Origin of the sequence: Micromonospora sp. NPDC085948 (assembly GCF_040686315.1) — a bacterium.
GTDB lineage: Bacteria > Actinomycetota > Actinomycetes > Mycobacteriales > Micromonosporaceae > Micromonospora.
In genome coordinates this window covers 253,065-271,363 of sequence record NZ_JBFBJW010000007.1, presented here as the reverse complement: position 1 = coordinate 271,363, position 18,299 = coordinate 253,065, and the positions used below count along the sequence as shown (strand labels likewise).

At 70.5% G+C, this 18,299-nt stretch carries 21 protein-coding genes; 12 read left to right on the top strand and 9 right to left on the bottom strand.

Going from position 1 to position 18,299, the window contains the following annotated elements; all coding sequences use genetic code 11:
* The first annotated feature begins 54 nt into the window (after positions 1-54).
* A complete protein-coding gene (locus AB0O48_RS20790; protein ID WP_357248514.1) occupies positions 55-858 on the top strand; it encodes a hypothetical protein in 804 nt (267 codons plus the stop codon).
* A gap of 83 nt (positions 859-941) precedes the next feature.
* Positions 942-1,388, top strand: coding sequence for a hypothetical protein (locus tag AB0O48_RS20785; RefSeq protein WP_365067631.1), 447 nt, complete (start codon positions 942-944; stop codon positions 1,386-1,388).
* Positions 1,389-1,569: 181 nt separating this feature from the next.
* Here AB0O48_RS20785 and AB0O48_RS20780 read toward each other — a convergent pair whose 3' ends face one another.
* The gene (locus tag AB0O48_RS20780; protein ID WP_365067628.1) at positions 1,570-2,772 is read right to left on the bottom strand and encodes a low temperature requirement protein A; all 1,203 of its coding nucleotides are present in this window, start codon (positions 2,770-2,772) and stop codon (positions 1,570-1,572) included.
* 141 nt (positions 2,773-2,913) lie between these two features.
* Here AB0O48_RS20780 and AB0O48_RS20775 point away from each other — a divergent pair, with 141 nt between their 5' ends.
* Both AB0O48_RS20775 and AB0O48_RS20770 read left to right on the top strand, forming a co-directional pair.
* Positions 2,914-3,531, top strand: a complete 618-nt coding sequence (locus AB0O48_RS20775) for a WHG domain-containing protein (RefSeq protein WP_365067625.1) — start codon at positions 2,914-2,916, stop codon at positions 3,529-3,531.
* 68 nt (positions 3,532-3,599) lie between these two features.
* Positions 3,600-4,178, top strand: a complete 579-nt coding sequence (locus AB0O48_RS20770; RefSeq protein WP_357248504.1) for a TetR/AcrR family transcriptional regulator — start codon at positions 3,600-3,602, stop codon at positions 4,176-4,178.
* Between the two features lie 12 nt (positions 4,179-4,190).
* Here the strand turns inward: AB0O48_RS20770 and AB0O48_RS20765 are convergent, their stop codons facing one another.
* Entirely contained in the window at positions 4,191-4,817 is a 627-nt protein-coding gene (locus AB0O48_RS20765; protein ID WP_357248501.1) for a hypothetical protein, read from the bottom strand.
* A gap of 169 nt (positions 4,818-4,986) precedes the next feature.
* On the opposite strand from AB0O48_RS20765, the gene AB0O48_RS20760 reads away from it, so the two are divergent.
* Positions 4,987-5,697 carry an HAD family hydrolase gene (locus tag AB0O48_RS20760; protein ID WP_365067621.1) on the top strand — a complete coding sequence of 237 codons (711 nt, stop codon included), beginning with the start codon at positions 4,987-4,989 and terminating at the stop codon, positions 5,695-5,697.
* Between the two features lie 349 nt (positions 5,698-6,046).
* Complete coding sequence (locus AB0O48_RS20755) at positions 6,047-6,832, top strand: L,D-transpeptidase family protein (protein ID WP_365067618.1); 786 nt, start codon at positions 6,047-6,049, stop codon at positions 6,830-6,832.
* A 13-nt stretch (positions 6,833-6,845) separates the two neighbouring features.
* On the opposite strand, the gene AB0O48_RS20750 is transcribed toward AB0O48_RS20755, so the two are convergent.
* From AB0O48_RS20750 to AB0O48_RS20730, 5 genes are all read right to left on the bottom strand, one after another.
* A complete protein-coding gene (locus AB0O48_RS20750) occupies positions 6,846-7,121 on the bottom strand; it encodes a hypothetical protein (protein ID WP_357248494.1) in 276 nt (91 codons plus the stop codon).
* A 47-nt stretch (positions 7,122-7,168) separates the two neighbouring features.
* Positions 7,169-7,600: a hypothetical protein gene (locus tag AB0O48_RS20745; RefSeq protein WP_357248491.1), complete on the bottom strand. Its 432-nt coding sequence runs from the start codon at positions 7,598-7,600 to the stop codon at positions 7,169-7,171.
* Positions 7,601-7,785: 185 nt separating this feature from the next.
* Entirely contained in the window at positions 7,786-8,490 is a 705-nt protein-coding gene (locus AB0O48_RS20740; RefSeq protein ID WP_365067614.1) for a VOC family protein, read from the bottom strand.
* Positions 8,491-8,611: 121 nt separating this feature from the next.
* Positions 8,612-8,794 carry a DUF397 domain-containing protein gene (locus tag AB0O48_RS20735; RefSeq protein ID WP_210782013.1) on the bottom strand — a complete coding sequence of 61 codons (183 nt, stop codon included), beginning with the start codon at positions 8,792-8,794 and terminating at the stop codon, positions 8,612-8,614.
* A complete protein-coding gene (locus AB0O48_RS20730; protein ID WP_357572238.1) occupies positions 8,788-9,588 on the bottom strand; it encodes a helix-turn-helix transcriptional regulator in 801 nt (266 codons plus the stop codon). Before AB0O48_RS20730 ends, AB0O48_RS20735 begins: the two co-directional genes overlap by 7 nt.
* Positions 9,589-9,866: 278 nt before the next feature.
* Between AB0O48_RS20730 and AB0O48_RS20725 the strand changes: the two genes are divergently transcribed.
* Positions 9,867-10,121 (top strand): flavin reductase, encoded by a 255-nt coding sequence (locus AB0O48_RS20725; RefSeq protein WP_357572294.1) that lies wholly within the window; start codon positions 9,867-9,869, stop codon positions 10,119-10,121.
* A 64-nt stretch (positions 10,122-10,185) separates the two neighbouring features.
* Here AB0O48_RS20725 and AB0O48_RS20720 read toward each other — a convergent pair whose 3' ends face one another.
* Both AB0O48_RS20720 and AB0O48_RS20715 read right to left on the bottom strand, forming a co-directional pair.
* Positions 10,186-10,881 carry a hypothetical protein gene (locus AB0O48_RS20720; RefSeq protein ID WP_365067610.1) on the bottom strand — a complete coding sequence of 232 codons (696 nt, stop codon included), beginning with the start codon at positions 10,879-10,881 and terminating at the stop codon, positions 10,186-10,188.
* Positions 10,882-10,884: 3 nt separating this feature from the next.
* Entirely contained in the window at positions 10,885-11,262 is a 378-nt protein-coding gene (locus AB0O48_RS20715) for a PadR family transcriptional regulator (protein ID WP_357248480.1), read from the bottom strand.
* Between the two features lie 214 nt (positions 11,263-11,476).
* On the opposite strand from AB0O48_RS20715, the gene AB0O48_RS20710 reads away from it, so the two are divergent.
* The 5 genes from AB0O48_RS20710 to malQ all read left to right on the top strand — a co-directional run bounded on the left by AB0O48_RS20710 (position 11,477) and on the right by malQ (position 18,254).
* A complete protein-coding gene (locus AB0O48_RS20710; protein ID WP_365067606.1) occupies positions 11,477-12,763 on the top strand; it encodes an ABC transporter substrate-binding protein in 1,287 nt (428 codons plus the stop codon).
* Positions 12,764-12,818: 55 nt separating this feature from the next.
* Positions 12,819-13,802 carry a sugar ABC transporter permease gene (locus tag AB0O48_RS20705; protein WP_357248474.1) on the top strand — a complete coding sequence of 328 codons (984 nt, stop codon included), beginning with the start codon at positions 12,819-12,821 and terminating at the stop codon, positions 13,800-13,802.
* 1 nt (position 13,803) lies between these two features.
* Positions 13,804-14,640, top strand: a complete 837-nt coding sequence (locus AB0O48_RS20700) for a carbohydrate ABC transporter permease (protein WP_357248472.1) — start codon at positions 13,804-13,806, stop codon at positions 14,638-14,640.
* Positions 14,641-14,650: 10 nt separating this feature from the next.
* Positions 14,651-15,859 (top strand): sn-glycerol-3-phosphate ABC transporter ATP-binding protein UgpC, encoded by a 1,209-nt coding sequence (gene ugpC / locus AB0O48_RS20695; protein ID WP_357248469.1) that lies wholly within the window; start codon positions 14,651-14,653, stop codon positions 15,857-15,859.
* A gap of 262 nt (positions 15,860-16,121) precedes the next feature.
* Positions 16,122-18,254: a 4-alpha-glucanotransferase gene (gene malQ / locus AB0O48_RS20690; protein WP_365067602.1), complete on the top strand. Its 2,133-nt coding sequence runs from the start codon at positions 16,122-16,124 to the stop codon at positions 18,252-18,254.
* Positions 18,255-18,299 lie beyond the last annotated feature (45 nt).

The following is an 18,299-nucleotide window of genomic DNA, read 5'->3' as shown; positions in this document are numbered from 1 at the left end:
GAGCATAGACGCGGGCGTCGCTTGTGGACACGGGCGACGGCGTACCGTGTGCGGGTGCATGTCCTTGACGATCCGACGGTGTCCGCCCGGGTGGCTCGTTTCCTTGGCACGCACGGGGAGCGCTGGCCGCGCACGTCGGCCGAGCGGATCCGGCGGTCGGCGAGTGCGGACGGACCCGACGGGCCGCTGGCCGTGGTGCCCGACGAGCTGGTCGCGGTCGCCGTCGCGTTCGAGGAGCGCTACGGCGGGCTCGCCTACCGGCTCAAGACAGACGGCAACCACATGGAGTACGGACTGGAGGGCCCGGCGTACTTTCGCTGGACCTCCGACCTCGGGTGGATGTTCCCGGCAGCCCTCGACGGGGCCTGGACGTGGGGCGTCGATGTCCTGCTCGACGGGCGCACCGCCATGGCCCCGGGCGACTGGCCGTACCGGCTGATCGACCGCACCGTCGAGCAGCGGCTCGAGAAACACGCGCTCCTGGCGGAGGTGCAGCGCTGGCCGCACGTCACGCTCACCTACGAGACCGCGACCCTGGTGTCGCCGACGGTCACCCTGAGCGGTGTCCCGGAGGTGCGCGAAGCCACCGGCCCGGCCGATCGTTGGTGGTACGACGGCGCGGTGGCGGCGTGCCTCTCGCTTCGTGGCTGGCCCGCCGGGAGGGACCGCTGGGTGTTGCGGTGCTTCTCCCGAACGAGACCCGGGTTGTCCGGCGTGCTCGACCAGCTCAGTGAGATCGGCGAGCGCGACGAATGGTGCGGGATCTGCGGCCGCGCCCTGGGGCCGTCGATGCCGTCCTACGTCCCGCAGGGCGGCGAACCGGGCCTCTGTCTACCCTCGCCCTCGAATCGCCGGTAGCCCACTGACGCGTGTGCTGCCCAGGCTCCCGGCGCTCCGTCGACGGCGGCTAACGTGTCGATCCTTCACTATCCTGATCGTCCATGGGGGCGGATCCGGTGGGTGAGGTGCTCGTGCTCGGGCAGTCGCGGGTCTGGCCCGCCGTCGCGGTGCCGGTCGCGATCGTGGTCGGCCTGATCGTCACCGCGGTGCTGCTCGACTGGGTGAGCTGGTTCGGGTTGCTGCTCGGCGCCGCGTCGATAGTCCTCGCGTTCGTCCGCTGGCGGAACGCGGTGTTGGCTGACGACACCGGGCTGCTGGTACGCGACCGTGGCGGCTTGCGGCGCTCGTACGCGTGGTCGGAGATCGAGCGGATGGGTTGGCAGGGGAATTCCCTCGTGGTCTATCCCCGCGGCGGCCCCTACGACGTACCAGGACCCAACGCGTCGGTCACCGTGGCACGCATCTCGCAACCGAGACGCGCGCACCTCGCCGACCCGATGCCGGCGCTGCTTCAGACACACGGCATCAAGGCGCTGAGCGAGCCCTGATCCGCTCAAGATCGTCGACCACGGTCAGTCGCAGCGTCCGAGCGGCGGTGGGTGCGAAGCCCACCGCCCGGTAGATGGACTCCCCGTCCTCGCTGGCCCTCAACTGCCGCCCGCTACCGCATCCACCCCCACGGAGGTGACCGACAGTCACCGCCGGCCGCCGACACCTCCGCGCCGCACGCTAGTAGGGCGGGGCGGGCATTTCCGGCCCGCGCCGACGTGAGCGTCGGGAGTCCGCGACAGCCACCGCGAGCAGCACCACGGCGGCGGCGGCACCGGCGGTGAGCGGATCGAGGCGCATCGTCGCCGGCACCAGGAGGCCGAGGGCCAGTAGGCCAGCCAGCCGGGAGCGGGAGACCCGGGCGAAAACCTGGTATTCGAGGGCCGATCGTCCGGCGAGGAAGACGACGGGGCCGCCGAGGATGGCGATGAGCCACGCCGCTGGCAGGTGCCCGAGCGGCTCGGTGATGAGCAGTTCGAAACCGACGCCGGTGAGGACGATCCCGGCGATCATGACCAGGTGGGCGAACGCCATCTCGGTCGCGAGCCGATCGGCGTGGCGCGAGCGGCTGACGGCGGCGTCCAGCACCTTCCCCGCGAGGTGGAAGTAGATCCGCCAGAGCAGGACCGTGGTCGCCAGTGCCAGGACGAAGCCGGCCGTCTGGTCGGCCCGGAAGTCGCTGCCGCTGAACGCCAACCCGATGACGAAGATCGCCTCACCGATGGCGATGAGGAGGAACTGTTGGTACCGCTCGGCCAGGTGCCCGGCCGCGATTGCCCGGCCGCCGATGCGTTGCGCGCCGATGCGGGGGGTCGGCCACCCGAGGTAGAGCCCGGTGTAGTCGATCAGCGCGGCGATGATCCAGAGTGGTCCTCTGATCGCGCCGTCGTCGGCCAGACCACCGATGACCCAGAGCGGTGCGCTCAGACCGAACCAGACCAGGACCCGGAGGGTTTGCCGGGGATCGGGCCGGCCGTGCCCCGCGACGTGGAAGTAGACCACCCGGCCGATCTGCAGGCTCACGTAGGTGATGGCGAACAGGGGTGCCCGCGCGCCGAACCCGTCGGGTACCGCGACCGCCATTGTCATCGCGCCGACCGCCGTCATCACGATGACGATCTGGACGATCGGTGCCTCCGGATCCAGCCAACTTGTCGACCAGACGGTCAACGACCAGACCGCCCAGAGCGCCAGGAACAGCAGGAGGGCCTGACCGAGGCCCGCGACCACGCCGCGGCCACCGTCGGTGAAGTCACTGATCACCCGTGCCGAGATCCGGGTGAGGGCGAAGACGAAGACCAGGTCGAGGAAGAGTTCCAGAAACGTGGCTCGTTGCCGACTGTCGGCGTCGCGCACCAGCCCTTCGTGCCGCTGCTCGCTCATCCGTCCGCCACGGGCCGGTGCCGTCGAACGACCACGTGCCCTCCCGTCGTGGTGATCCCCTCACCTAACGACGGACGGTCGGCGGTGGCACGCGGGGACGCAGGAACGGACTTGTTCGCCTTACGGCTGTAAGGTCATGAGGTGACCACACCGAGAGCGCGGGCTCGCAACAAGCGCGGCGAAGGTGCCCAGTTGCGCGAGGAGATCGTCCGTGCCGCCGGCACGCTGCTGGACGGTGGCGACCCGCAGAGCGTGACGCTGCGGGCGGTGGCGCGGGAGGCCGGCATCTCGGCACCGTCGATCTACGCGCACTTTCCGGACCTGGACTCGATTCTGCTGGTGGTCGCCCAGCGCGCGTTCGCCGCCCTGGAGCAGGAGTTGGCCGGGCCGGACGACCCGGATCCGGCCGAGCGGCTGCGGGCGATCAGTGTGGCCTACCTGACCTTCGCCGAGCGTCAGCCCCACCGGTACCGGTTGATGTTCGGGTCGGTCTGGGATGCCAGCCGGGCCCGCGATCGGACGCCGGCGCTGGCGGACGATCTCGCCGTGCTCGGCATGGGAGCCTTCGAGGTCATCCATCGCACCGTCGCCGAGTGTGCCGCGAAGGGGCTCTCGACCAGCGCGGATCCCTTCGCCGACGCGACGGCGCTCTGGGTCGGGCTACACGGGTTGGCCCAGCTCCGGGTGGCGACGCCACTCTTTCCCTGGCCACCTCACCTGCGGGAGGCCCTCATCGGCCGGCTGGCGCTGCTGGTCTGACCGGCCCAGACAGTCGCCAATCCGTCACCGGACGACTGCGGTCGGTGTCCGCCCGTACGCTCAACGGCGTGCCCGGACCTGCCGAGAAGGCCACCGAACAGGACCGGCGTGACCTCATCGTCACGGTCGCGCGCGAGCTGGCCGAGGCGGAGGGCTGGGCGGGGGTGAGCACCCGACGGCTCGCCGAGCGGACCGAGATCGACGTCGGTGACCTCTACCGGCATTTCGCGGATCTGGACGCACTCCTCGCTGCCGTGGCCGTCTGCGCCTTCGCCGACCTGGCCGCCGATCTGGCCGAGGCGCACGCGGAGGCGACCAGCAGCCCCGAGGGGGCCTGGCCGGCGGTCGCCAGCGCGTACCTCGACTTCGCGTACACGAATCCGGAGGTCTATGACGCGATGCTCGCGCTGACCCCCGACCTGGCCCTCGGCGTCGATGGCGTCCCGGACGCGCCGCGCGCGGTGTTCGCCGAACTGCGCGCGGCCCTGACCCCGTTGGCCGAGGGGCGCGACCCGGACACCCTCGCCGAGGTGGGGTGGAGCCTGCTGCACGGCGTGGTGATGCTCACCCGGGGCGGACGGCTCCGACCCGAGGGGCAGGAGGAACGCGAGGTGTTGATCGCCCAGCGGTTGCTCCGGTGGCCGTGACAGGCGGCGTGGTCAGTTGAGGGGCTCGCGGTCGAACGGCCCCTTGTCGACGAACCGGAACGTGCTGTCCAGCGGCGCGTCGCTCAACTCCTTGAGGATCAGGCCGTTGCCGACGGCGTGCAGAAGGAACCGGGTCTCACTGCCGATCGCGTACGTGTCGGGGCCCATGGCGGTGATGCTGAACCGCTGGATCGGGTTGTCCACGTCGCAGACGGCGGCCTCGACGGTCAGCTCGGGCTCGATGTCCAGACCGTTCACCTGCCAGCAGGACGGATCGTCGTTGGCGGGGTGATCGTCCTTCGTGCCGAAAGCCTTGATCACGTACTGGTCGCCGCCGATCGGCGTCGGAACGAACAGGACGCGTCCGCCGGTGTCGCCGCCCTCCTCGAGACGACCGCTGAGTTCCAGTGCGTTCCCTGGTCCCTGCACCCGCGCAATCGTGACCTCGCGCTTGCCGGACAGCAGGGGGTCGGCCGCGAGTCCCGGTGACGGCGTTCCCGCCGGGGCCGCCACTTCGCCCGACGGCGTCGGCGTGCCCGCCTTGGGCGTCGGCGCCTTGTCGGCGTCGCTCCCGCACGCCACAAGCGCGCCGGTGCACGCCAGCAGTGCCGCGCCGGCAACCCACTTCATCGTGATCACGTCGTACTCCTCATGAGCTGTCCCGACCTCTCGGCCGCCGGGAATTCTCCCACCCCCCCAGACGAACGCCAGGCCGAGACGGTTCACGGAAAAGTCCGAAAATCAGAGCGGATCTCCCGCCTATCCTGTCCCTTCGACGGGGGCGGCGAAGGCATGGGGAGGGGACGGGATGACGGACGGGGCGGCGGCACGGCGGCAGGCGCAGGTGCTGATCTTCGATGCGGACGACACGTTGTGGGAGAACAACGTCGTCTTCGAGCAGGTGATCGACGACTTTCTCGAGTGGCTCGACCATCCCACGATGGACCGCACCGAGATCCGGACGATCCTCGACGACATCGAGCGGGCCAACACGGTGGCGCACGGGTACGGCAGCAAGGTCTTCCTGCGCAGCCTGGCGGAGTGCCTGGAGCGGCTGCGCGAACGGCCGGCCACCGACTCCGAGCGCCAGGAGATCGAGCGCCTGGCGGTCGCCCTCGTCGAGCACCAGGTGGAGCTGATGCCCGGGGTGGCCGACGCGCTCGACGAGCTGGCCGGCCGACACGAGCTTCTGCTGCTCACCAAGGGCGACCAGGCGGATCAGCAGCGCAAGCTGGACGCCTGTGGTCTGCTGCACCACTTCGGGGCCGCGCACATCGTGGCGGAGAAGGACGTCGAGACGTACCGGTGGTTGGTTCGGCAACACCGCTTCGATCCGGCCCGCGCCTGGATGATCGGCAACTCCCCGAAGTCGGACATCCTGCCGGCCCGCGCGGCCGGACTGAACGCGGTCTTCATCCCGAACGAGAACACGTGGGTGCTGGAGCACGACGAACTGGACCCCACCGACTCGGGGGTGCTGCGGCTCGCCGCGTTCCCCGATCTGCTGCGGCACTTCTGAGCGCGCCGAAAGCGAACAGCGTCCGCGATCATGGTCGCGTTACGCCACATTGTCTGATTTTCACCCTGAGATCAGTCACGCCGTCGGTCGTCCGACGCGGCTTGTCCGCCCCGTCCGGGCCGGCCTAACCTGGCCCGGCGCTCACGGTCTTCGGGGTGTCGGCCGGGAGCGCGTCGGCGTTCGGCGGCTGGCACCGTGGAGCTGAGTGCCGGAGCTGTCCGCTCCCATCCGGACGGCCGAGCGTCAGGGCCGGGTAGTTGCGGACCCGGCCCTGACCCGACCACGGATCGATCGATCGCACCGGCGAACGGGGCAGACCGTACGCCGGTTGGACTGTCAGGATGACGGGATGAACCGCAGAGCCCTCCTGTTCGGCGCTGCCGCGGGTCTGGCGGCACCGGCGCTGCTGGCCCCGACGGCACCCGCGCTCGGCGCGACCCGTCCGGCACCGCCCTGGGGCACCACACCGCGGCCCCGCCGCCCCGGATCGAGCACCCCCCGCCGCAACCTGGCCGCCCGGTTGACCACCCTGCCGACGCAGACCCGGCAGGTGCTCGTCGTCGGCGCCGCCAGCTACACGACCACCTACGCCACGCTTGAGGCGTACGTGCGGATCAGGGGCCGCTGGCAGCCGGCCTCGGCGGCGTTGCCCGCCCGACTCGGCTCCAAGGGATTCAGCGACAACCACGTGGAGGGCGTGCCGACCACACCCACCGGTGTCTACTCCATCGGCCCCACCATGTACGGCATCGCCGCCAACCCGGGAGTGCGATACCCCTACCACCGGTTGGTCAGCGGCGACTGGTGGAACGAGAATCCGTCGTCTTCGCGCTACAACACCTTCCAGCAGAGCGCGACCAACCCGGGTGGGGCCAGCGAGGCGCTGTGGCAGGAGACCCCCTCGTACACGCACTTCGCGGTGATCACCTACAACATGCCACCGAACGTGGCGACCCCGATCCCCAACGCGGGCAGCGGCATCTTCCTGCACCAGTTCAGGGTCAGCGGCGGCAACGCCACGGCCGGCTGCGTCTCGCTCGCCCACGACCACCTGGTCCGCGTACTCAACTGGCTGGACCCGGCGCTCTCACCGCGCATCGTGCTCAGCCCGTACGCCCAGCTCGACAGGTACTGAGAAACACTGCCGCTCAGGAGGCCCCGCCCCGGACGATCGACACCGCCACCCGGCAGAACTCGTCCATGTCCGGGTTGAACCCGGCCGCGATGTCGGGATGCAACCCGGAGCGGGTCTCCTCCAACAGTCGCTGGCAGACCTGCTCGACCGGCTCGCCACCGTAGTGCGAGCGGACCCGGTCGGTGGCAGCCTGAAGCGCCGAGGTCAGTTGCTCCTCCAGCGGGCCGCGCAGCTTCTGCTGCACAGGGTCGAGCCCGCGTGGGTCGAGCGTGACATGTGGCTCCGACATCGGTGCTCCCTTCGTCGGCGTCCGCGATACCCCACCGCGGTCGTCCGTCAAACCCCGTCCGGCACGGCGGCGACCCGCACCTCGTACGAGAATTCCTCGGCCGGCTTCTCCTGGTACGACAATCGGCGAATCTGTCGGTCGTCGTGGTAGAGCGCGACGTCCACAAGCACACCGAGGTGGGTGAGGCCGATGGATGACACCCGCTTCTTGTCCTGCAACACGGCGCAGACGCCGCCGAGCAGGGTGCTGGCGTCGCCTGTGCGGTGCCCGGGCGGACACCGCAGGACCAGCTCCACCTCGATGGGTCCGGCCAACGGCGTCCAGCCGGTGCGCTGAGCCGCCGCGAGGGCGGCCTGGAGCAGGGTGCGGACCCTCGTCGCCTGCCGGTGCCCGGCCGCGAAGATGGACAACGCTTCGGTCTTGACCGGTGGCAGGCCGCTCACCTCGAACGTCAGGGCGAGAGCGCGGGTGTCCTGCACGACGGCACCTCCTCGTTGGGACGATCCTGCCGAACCGGGGGAGCGGCGGTGGGACGTTCCCGCGATTACCAACCGATCGGGCAGGCAGGGGGCGGCCGGAGGCGTGTCGACGGCGGCGGCGAACGCGCCGGCGGCGGCGCTAGGAAAACGCTAGCCGACGCCGCCCGCCCCCGGTAGTCGGCCAGTCACCCGATGGGGCGCGGCGGAAAGGCGCAGAACTCGTTGCCCTCCGGGTCGGCCAGCACCCACCACCAGTGCGCCGCGTCGAGCGGCTCCCGCACAAGCGTCGCGCCGGCCGCGATCAGCGCCATCGGCTCCGGGTCGACCAGGTCGACGTCCCAGTGCAGCCGGTTCTTGACCGTCTTGGGCTCGGGCACCCCGGCGAAGACCCAGTGGTCCCAGGGGAACCCGGCCACGCCGGCGATGCCCGCGTGGGTCGACTCGTCCTCGACGGTGCCGCCGACCACACCGGCCCACCAGGTCGCCTGCGCGAGCGGGTCGGTCGAGTCGACGACCAGCTCGAACGGTCCCGGCCGGGCGCCCTCGCGAGCCGGGAAGGCGCAGAACTCGTTGCCCTCCGGGTCGACGAGGACCCACCAGGTGGCCTCGCCGGCCGGCTCGCGGACCAGCCGTGCGCCGGCCGCGAGCAGCGCCGCCGGGTCGGCGTCGGCCAACCGCAGATCCAGGTGTACGCGGGTCTTGCCCACCCGCGGTTCGGGAACCTTGTTCACCCAGATCGACTCGGCGTTCGAGCGCGCGGAGCGGGGGTCCACTCGGGTGTCGTCGTCGCCGGCATCGGCCACGTCACCGTCGAGCATCCGTGCCCAGAAGGCACCGAGTGCGAGCGGGTCCGCAGCGTCGAGACAGAGATCCTTGAAGCGTGCGATCACGGTGCCAGCATGCCTGATTCCGGGCGGATGTGTCCGCCGCGTTGCCGCCGGCCCGGGTAGATCTTGGACAGTTTCCGTTCTGCGCGGACGGTAACTGTCCAAGATCTCCAGGAGGTCTGGTTCAGTGTTGCTTGGCGTACGCGACGAAGGTCTTCCAGGCCGTCGGGTCGACGTGCAGGGTGCCGCCGTCGCGGTCCTTGGTGTCGCGCACCAGCACCACGCTCGGCAGGTTGTCGGCGACCTCCACGCAGGAACCGCCGTTGCCGCCGGACCTGGTCGACTTGCGCCACTGTGGGGTCAGCATGTCCATGACTTCGCCACTTCCTTGATCAGCTCGGTTGACTGCCGGCGGGGGAGCGCCTCGTTTCGCACGATCTCCCACGTCTTTGCCAGCTTAGCGACGTCGGTCGGCGCATCGACGAACTGCGCGGTGAGCTGGTTGTCGGCGTGAGCGACCCGCTCACCGTCGGGCATCTCGGCGATGATGAACTGCCCGGCCAACCCCAGATACATCCCCGCGTCCACCGGCACGACGTGCACCTGGATGTGCTCCGCTGTCGCCAACTGCACCAGGTGCTCGCACTGCTCGACCATGAGCCCTGGCTGGTCGAGCACCGGCCGGCGCAGCACCGCCTCGTCCAGGACGGCGATGAGCTGCGGCGGGCGCGGGCGTTGCAGGATCGCCTGCCGCTCCAGTCGGGAGGCGACGATCCGGTCCACGTCCTCGGCGTCGAACCGACCACCAGCCAGTGTGGCCCGCGCGTACCGCTCGGTCTGGAGCAGACCCGGCACGTACGCCAACTCGAACCAGCGCAGCGTGGTCGCCTCCCGCTCGAACTCGATCCACTCGCGCAGCCAGGCCGGCTCGGCGTCGAGCCGGGCCAGCCTCTCCAACATCCGCTGGAAGCGTCCAGCGGTCGGGTGATGGGTGTCGATGGCCCGCATGTACTCCTTGGTGGGCGCCCGTCCGCCGGTCTCCACCGAGCTGACGTGTGAGCCCGAATAGCCGATGCCCCGGCCGAAGTCGTCCTGACTGAGCCCGAGCCCCGTACGGAACAGGCGCAGCTCCTCCAACACGTAGTCGGTGACGTTGCCCATCGAATCCCCAATCCCTGCCCAACCTGCACCGGCGTGTCCTTCGCAGCTGCTCGACCAGGCCGCTGAGCTGCACGGATGGCGCGAGCACGTATCGACCGTAGTCGGGTCCTCGCAAACTGTCACCAGTGGCGGGCTCGCTGGTGGCCGGAATGGCGGCGGCGGGCCCTGCCCCGGGGTCGCTCCCGTCTCCCCCCTTGCGGGAGCGGCCCCCTTCCCCGCCCCGAGGAGGTCACTGTGCTGAGCCCGACAGAGCACCACGACGAAACGCGGTGGCGGTGATGGTGGTCCGGCCGCCCGTCCCGCACGTCGCCATGCGTCCCCTGTGGCGGTGCCGCAACTGTGGCCGGAACTGGCCCTGCCAGCCGGCCAAGCTCGCCCTGCTGTCGGAGTACCGGACCAACAGGGTCGCGCTGCTCATCTACCTCGGCACCCTCATGAACGAGGCGACGGGCCAGCTCACCCAACTCCACCCGGACCACCCGCCGGCTCGGATGACCGAGCGCTTCCTCTCCTGGGCGAGAGCCCGGGGCTGACCGCTTAATACCGCGAGGCGGCCTCCCCGAGTGGGCGAGTGTTTGGGCGGGTGTGCTCGTACCGTCAGGCGGGTTTGACCGTGGTGGCGTCCGGGCGCGAGGTGTCGGAGGCGGGCCGGCGCCCGCGTAGCGACAGGCGACGGGCCACCATCGTGGCGCCCGCGAGCGCGGCCAGGACCATGACGATCTCCATGATCACCACTGTCGGTGCGGTGCTGTAGTCGGTGGCCCAGGCGAAGCCGACGGTGATCGGCGTGACGACGATGCCGGCCGCCGGCACGAGGACACTCATCAGCCGAGCCGTCCGCCGGATCTCGGGGAGGTGGCGGAGCCGGATCCGCACCGCGATGACCGCTCCCGCCGCGACCACCGCGGCCGGTACGCCGTAGGCGACGGCGACGGCGAGCTGGATCGGTACGTCGATCGAGCGGCGGATGTCGAGCAGGTGGACGAACACCGGATAGACAGCCATCAGGATGGCGTAGCCGACCACGGCACCGAGCACCGCTCCGACCAGTGCGGTGTTGACCACCCGGCCGTAGTCTTCGCGCACCCGTCGGACGCCGGCCTCGTCGGCGAGCCGCCGTGCGAAGCCGGCCACGTCTCCGCCGAGCAACTGCGCGGGGTCGCCCCCGTCGGAGGCCGCGGCCCGCAGGTCGAGGCGCAGGTCAGCGGCGAGTGTCGCCCGATCGGCGGTGCCGACCCCGTACCCGCGCCACGCCTGGTCGGCTTCGCCCAGAAGGCGGTCGATGGTGTCCATGGGTCAACTCCTCGTGGGGTGCTGGTCGAGCGGGCTGAGAACGGCGTCGACGGTGTCGGTGAAGCGGTCCCACTGTTTCTGCCAGGCGTCCAGGTGGGTCCGACCGGACCCGGTCAGCGCGTAGACCTTTCGGGGCGGGCCGCTTGGGCTGAACTGCTGCTCGTCGGCGACGAGGCCGAGTCGGCGCATCCGCGTCAGCAGCGGATAGATGGTGCCGTAGCTGATGGCACCGAAGCCGGCCGTCTCCATCCGCCGCACCAGCTCGTAGCCGTGCGCCGGCTCGCGTGCCAGCAGCGCCAGCAGGCACATGTCCAGCGCGCCTCGCAGGAGTTGGGTCTGCCGGTCGTTGTCGTCAGCGGACTGGCTCTCCGGCGCTACCATGCGACACATACTACCTTGCTAGTTGGTCTCGCGATATACCGAAACGAACTTCCGCTGTGACGGCCAGGTTTCACGACTTCGCGGGTGGGGCAGAGTAGCCGCACAGAGCATCCGGGCCGGGCGTTTTCGCAGCTCGTCAGACCTGGACACGACTCGCCGTGCGCCGGGGCACGGATGCCCTCCCCGGTCTTTCGCCGAGGAGAGGGGGAGGGCGATGACGGACCCCGAAACGGCTCGACACCGACGCCGGCCGATTGTGCGGCTGGGCGCGGCGGCGGCCGCGTTGGCGCTTGTCGCACCGCTCGCCGCGTGCGGCGCGGACGACGATGGCGGCCCACCGACGCTCAACCTGTACTACCCGCCCGAGCAGAACCTGCAAAAGGTCGTCGACGACTGCAACGCGCAGGCGCAGGGACGGTACGAGATCGCCTACCAGGTGCTGCCCCGGCAGGCCGACGACCAGCGGGTGCAGATGGTGCGCCGGCTGGCCGCCCAGGACAGCGGAATGGACCTGCTCGGGCTGGACGTGACCTGGACCCAGGAATTCGCCAGCGCCGACTGGATCCGCGAGTGGACCGGCCAGGACAAGGCCGAGGTCGAGCAGGGCACCCTCGCCGGGCCGCTGTCCACCGCCCGCTACGAGGACAAGCTGTACGCGGCGCCGAAGAACACGAACGTCCAGTTGCTCTGGTACCGCAAGGACCTGGTGCCGCAGCCGCCGACCACCTGGGACCAGATGATCAGCGCGGCCCAGCAGCTCAAGGACCAGGGAAAGCCGTACCAGGTGCTCACCATGGGCGCCCAGTACGAGGGCCTGGTCGTCCTCTACAACACCCTGGCCGAGAGCGCCGGAGGCAAGATCCTCAACGACGACGGCACCCAGGCCGTGATGGACGACGGCACGGTCCGGGCGCTGGAGCAGCTGAAGAAGTTCGCCACCTCGGGCGTGACCTCGCCGTCGTTCAGCAACGCCACCGAGGACCCGGTCCGGCTGGAGTTCCAGTCCGGCTCGGGCGCGTTCCAGGTGAACTGGCCGTTCGTCTACCCGGCCCTTCAGGAGGCCAACCCGGACCTGGCCAAGCAGGTCGGCTGGGCCCGGATCCCCGGCGTCGACGAGGGCACCCCCAGCAAGGTCACCATCGGCGGGGTCAACCTGGCCGTCAGCTCCTACTCCAAGCACCCGGAGCTGTCCTTCGAGGCGGCCCGGTGCATCCGCAGCGCCGAGCACCAGAAGTTCTCCGCCATCAACGACGGCGTGCCACCCACCATCGAGGCGGTCTTCGACGACCCGGAGATGACCGAGGCGTACCCGATGAAGGACACCATCCTGGAAGAGCTGAAGGAACCGGCGACCCGTCCCCTGACGCCGGCCTACCAGAGCATCTCCACCGTGATGTCGGCGATCCTGTCGCCGCCGTCGGCGATCCGTCCACAGCAGACCGCCGACGAGTTGCGCGGTGCCATCGCCGACGCCCTCCAATCCAAGGGGGTCCTGCCGTGAGCGCGAGGAGTGAGCCGTTCCTGCGAGCCCCGCAGTCGCGAAAGAAGGTGGCACCGTGAGCATCAACGCCACGCCGACCGGCGCGGACGTCGCCGCGGAGGAGACCCGTGCGCCCGCCGCCGTGCCCACCCAACGCGGCGGTGGCCGTAAGCCGCCGTTGAGCGCGAACAAGAAATCCGAGCGCAGGCTGGGCTGGTTGCTCTGCGCCCCCGCCGCCCTGGTCATGATCCTGGTGACCGCGTACCCGATCCTCTACTCGGTCTGGCTGTCGTTGCAGCGCTACGACCTGCGCTTCCCCGACCAGCGTGAGTTCATCGGCCTGGAGAACTACGTCACGGTGCTCACCAACGAGTTCTGGTGGACCGCGTTCGGGGTGACCGCGCTGATCACGGTGGTCACCGTGGCCGTCGAGCTGGTGCTCGGCATGGGTCTGGCGATCATCATGCACCGCACGCTTGTCGGGCGGGGCATCGTCCGCACCTCCGCGCTCATCCCGTACGGGATCGTCACGGTGGTCGCGGCGTTCTCCTGGCGGTACGCCTGGACGCCCGGCACCGGCTACCTGGCCGACGTGTTCAGTGACGGCGCACCCCTCACCGAGCGGGCCAGCTCGCTGGCGATCATCATGCTCGCGGAGATCTGGAAGACCACCCCGTTCATGGCGCTGCTGCTGATGGCCGGGCTGGCGCTGGTGCCGGAGGACCTGCTCAAGGCGGCCTCCACCGACGGTGCCACCGCCTGGCAGAAGTTCACCAAGGTGATGCTGCCGGTGATGAAGCCGGCGATCCTGGTCGCGCTGCTGTTCCGCACCCTGGACGCGTTCCGCGTCTTCGACAACATCTTCGTGTTGACCGCCGGGGGCAACGAGACCTCGTCGGTGTCGATGCTCGCCTACAACAACCTGATCCGGGGCCTGAACCTCGGCATCGGCTCGACGATGTCGGTGCTGATCTTCATCGCCGTGGCGATCATCGCGTTCGTCTTCGTGAAGCTGTTCGGCACCGCTGCCCCCGGCAGCGACGACGGGGAGAGGCGCTGACATGGCCGTCGAAACCACCACCCGAGCGAAGCTGCGCTGGGGTCTGCTGGACGTCGTCGTGGTCGTCTTCGCGCTCGTCCCGGTGCTGTGGATCGCGTCGCTGTCGTTCAAGACGCCGGCCACCCTCACCGACGGGAACTTCATCCCTCGGGAGTGGACGCTCGACAACTACAAGACGATCTTCGACACCGACCAGTTCGTCCGGGCACTCGTCAACTCGATCGGCATCGCCCTGATCGCCACGCTGATCGCGGTGGTGCTCGGCGCGATGGCCGCGTACGCGATCAGTCGGCTGGACTTCCCCGGCAAGAAGGTGCTGGTCGGCGTCTCCCTGCTGATCGCGATGTTCCCGCAGGTGTCGCTGGTGTCACCGCTGTTCGAGATCGAGCGGACGATCGGCATCTTCGACACCTGGCTCGGGCTGATCACGCCGTACATCACGTTCGCGCTGCCGCTGGCGATCTACACGCTGTCGGCGTTCTTCAAGCAGATCCCGTGGGACCTGGAGAAGGCGGCGAAGATGGACGGCGCCACGCAGGCCCAGGCGTTCCGTCGGGTGATCGCCCCGCTGGCCGCGCCCGGGTTGTTCACCACGGCGATCCTGGTGTTCATCTTCTGCTGGAACGACTTCCTGTTCGCCATCTCGCTGACCTCCACCGAGCGGTCCCGCACGGTGCCGGCCGCGCTGTCGTTCTTCACCGGCGCTTCGCAGTTCGAGGACCCCACCGGGGCGATCTGCGCCGCCGCCGTCGTCATCACCGTTCCGATCATCCTGTTCGTCCTCTTCTTCCAGCGCCGCATCGTGTCCGGCCTGACCTCCGGCGCAGTCAAGGGATAGGTGAGTAGTCATGGCTGACATCGTGCTCGACAAGGTGAGCAAGAGTTTCCCGGACGGGACCGTCGCCGTGCAGGACGTCGATCTGGAGATCGCCGACGGCGAGTTCGTGATCCTGGTCGGCCCCTCGGGCTGCGGCAAGTCCACCACCCTCAACATGATCGCCGGCCTGGAGGACATCAGCTCCGGCGAGCTGCGCATCGGCGGCCAGCGGGTCAACGACAAGGCTCCCCGGGACCGGGACATCGCCATGGTCTTCCAGTCGTACGCCCTGTACCCGAACATGACGGTGCGGGAGAACATGGCGTTCCCGCTGCGGCTGGCGAAGCTGGACAAGGAGACCATCAACCAGAAGGTCGACGAGGCGGCCAAGGTGCTGGAGCTGACCACCCTGCTGGACCGCAAACCGGCCAACCTCTCCGGCGGGCAGCGGCAGCGGGTGGCGATGGGCCGGGCGATCGTCCGCCAGCCGAAGGCGTTCCTGATGGACGAGCCGCTGTCCAACCTCGACGCCAAGCTGCGGGTGCAGATGCGCACGGTGGTGTCCCGGTTGCAGAAGCAGCTCGGCACGACCACCGTCTACGTGACGCACGACCAGACCGAGGCGATGACCCTCGGCGACCGCGTGGTGATCATGCGCGGCGGCGCGGTGCAGCAGGTCGGCCCTCCCCAGGAGCTGTACGACCACCCGCGCAACCTCTTCGTGGCCGGCTTCATCGGCTCTCCGTCGATGAACTTCCTGCACGCCGCCGTACAGGACGGCAGCCTGCACACGGCCCTGGGTGACGTGCCGCTCGGCGACCGGGTCCGCCGCGAGCTGGAGGCGGCCGACGCACCTCGGGAGCTGATCCTCGGCATCCGCCCCGAGCACTTCGAGGACGCCGAACTTGTCGACGACGACACCCGCCGCCGGGGCATGGAGTTCGAGGCGCCTGTCGACATCGTCGAGTCGATGGGCTCGGACAAGTACGTCTACTTCACTGTGGAGGGCGAGAAGGCCAGCGCCGCCGAGCTGGAGGAGTTGGCCGCCGACGCGGGTGCCGCCGACTTCGCCGGTGCGGGTGGCAACCTGGTGACCCGGCTGTCCGCGGAGTCACCGGTGGCCGAGGGACAGTCTCGCCGGGTCTGGTTCAACCTGGAGAAGATCCACCTGTTCGACCCGGCGACCGGCCGCAACCTGACCCTCCACGAGGGCCGAGCAGCCGGCGCGCTGGCCGACTGACAAGGTCCTCTGCGTGTAGGCCCGTCCGGCCCGGGGCAGGCCGGACGTGTCGATCATGGAGTTGTGGTGCCGGGTCCGGGGGCTTACGGGCGTTTTGTTACCCACCACAACTCCTTGATCGGCGAGGCGAGGCGAGGCGAGGCTAGGCGAGGCTAGGCGAGGCGAGGCGGCGCGGCTGGCGGCGGGGGTGGTCCCGCCCGCCCTGCGCCGCGCCGCCGGTCGTGGGAAGGTGTTTGGGTCGCTTTGTGAGGCGGGGGGCGGAATGGACCGACGATTGACCGCGCTGGCCAAGGCGCACGGCGTGTCCACCTGGTACGAGGACTGGCGACACCGTCGCGTCGAGATCGCACCGGAAACCGTCGTGGGCGTGCTCGGACTGCTCGGCGTGGACGCCACCAGCCCGACCGCGGTGGCCGACGCGCTCGCCGCCGCCCGCGCGGTCGACCGGAGCGCGCTGCCGGCGACCGTGGTGCTCACCCACGGCGCGACCCGGGCGCTGCCCGGCCCGGGTGTGGTGACCCTGGAGGACGGCGGCCGGCGTGCCGTCGACAGTGAGCTGCCGGGGGACCTGCCGCTGGGCTGGCACCGGTTGAGCTGCGCCGGCCGGGAGGTGACGCTTGTCGTGGTGCCCCGTCGGCTGCCCGTACCGCCGCACACCTGGGGTTGGATGCTCCAGCTCTACGCGCTCAGCTCGGAACGCTCCTGGGGCATGGGCGACCTCGGCGACCTCGCCGACTTCACCGGCTGGGCCGGGGCCACCGGCGCCGGGCTGGTGCTGCTCAACCCCCTGCACGCGGTCGGGCCGGCGCACCCGGTCGCCGCATCCCCCTACTCGCCGGCCAGCCGCCGCTTCGTCAACCCGCTCTACCTGCGCGTCAGCGACACCGCCGCGTACACCACGGCGGACCCGGCGACCCGGGCCGTGGTCGACGCCCTGCGCCCCGACCGTGGGGACCTGATCGACTACGACCAGGTGTGGACGGCCAAGCGGCACGCCCTGGAGCTGCTGCACCCGTACGCCCAGCCGGTCGACCTCGACGCGGACCCGGCGCTGGCGAGCTTCGCCACCTGGTGCGCCCTGGCCGAGCGGCACGGCAACGACTGGCGGGCCTGGCCGGCGGAGCTGCACCACCCGAACGCCCCGGCGGTCGCCGAGCAGCGCCGCCAGCTCGCCGACCGGGTGGCCTTCCACGCCTGGCTGCAACACCTGTGCGACGAGCAGCTCGACGCCGTCACGGCGGCGGCTCGCGCCGCCGGGATGCCGGTCGGCGTGGTGCACGACCTGGCCGTCGGCATCGACCCGGGCGGCGCGGACGGCTGGCAGCTCGCCGATGTGCTGGCCCAGGGCGTCCGGGTCGGCGCGCCGCCGGACGACTTCAACCAGCTCGGCCAGGACTGGGGGCTCGCCGCGTGGCGCCCGGACCGGCTGGCCGCGACCGGGTACGCCGCGTACCGGGACATGTTGCGCCGGACCCTGCGACACGCGGGCGGCCTGCGGGTCGACCATGTCGCCGGCCTGTGGCGGCTGTGGTGGGTGCCGCCGGGCGGCGGGGCCGCCGAGGGCACCTACGTGCGCTACGACGCCGAGGCCATGCTCGGCATCCTCGCCCTGGAGGCGCACCGTGCCGGCGCCGTGGTGGTCGGCGAGGATCTGGGTACGGTCCAACCGGCGGTGACCCGTGGCCTGCGCGGGCGCAACATGCTCGGCTCGACGGTGCTGTGGTTCGCCCGCGACGACCAGGGTGACTTCGTCCCACCGGCCCGGTGGCCGCGCAACGCTCTCGCCACGATCTCCACCCACGACCTGCCGACCGCGCCGGGCTTCCTCACCGGCGAGCACGTGCGGATACGCGACGACTTGAAGCTGCTCGACACCGACGTGGCGGTGGAGCGGGCTCGCGCCGTCGCCGACCGGGAGCGCCTGCTCACGATGCTGCGGAAAGAGCGCCTCCTGCCCGACCCAGCCACGGCACCCGACCCAGCCACGGCACCCGACCCGGCCGCGACGCCCGACCCGGCCGCGACGCCCGATCCGGCGTTGGGCCAGCTCGCCGCGACCTCCGATCCGGCGCTGGACCGGCCGGCCCCGACAGCCCACGACGGCGAGGTGGTGGTGGCGATGCACGCCGCGCTCGCGGCAAGCCCGTCCCGGCTGCTCGGCGTCTCCCTCTACGACGTGCTGGGCGAGGTACGCCAGCCCAACCTGCCGGGCACGGTCGACGAATATCCGAACTGGCGGTTGCCGCTGCCCTCCAGTGTGGCGCAGATCCGCGCGGACCCCCGGGTGGCCCGGGTCGTCGACCTGCTCAATGCGGCACGTCCACGATCGGGTGACGCGCGGTCGGCACGCCCACCATCGGGTGACGAGCGGTCGGCGCGCCCGGCCGAGGACTGACGCCCCCGACCGGACCGGCCAAGCCGGACCAGGCCAAGCCGGCCG